The organism is Leifsonia sp. HAY1-4F, assembly GCF_056755275.1.
Genome location: NZ_JBNDHX010000773.1, coordinates 1 through 228 on the forward strand (window position 1 = coordinate 1; position 228 = coordinate 228).

A 228-nucleotide genomic window follows, 5' to 3' on the forward strand; every position below is an offset into this window, starting at 1 on the left:
GGCACGGCGTTGTAGACGACTTCGGCCCGGAGGCCCAGCCGGGTGAAGGAACTCGAGAGGACACTCGCGCTGAACATGCTGGTCATCAGCAGGACCCGCGAGAGGAGGAGGGGGAGGGCCAGGAGCCGCCGCACTGCCCGGGAGGCGCTCACCTCGCCCTCGTGCACATGGGTCAACACCGGAACGCCCGCCGCACGGGCGAACAGCGGCCACAGCGGAACGGTGATC

General features: G+C 69.7%; 1 pseudogene. It reads right to left on the reverse strand.

From position 1 onward, the window contains the following. Positions 1-228, reverse strand: a pseudogene (locus ACPYOG_RS21305) (glycosyltransferase family 1 protein); the annotation flags it as partial.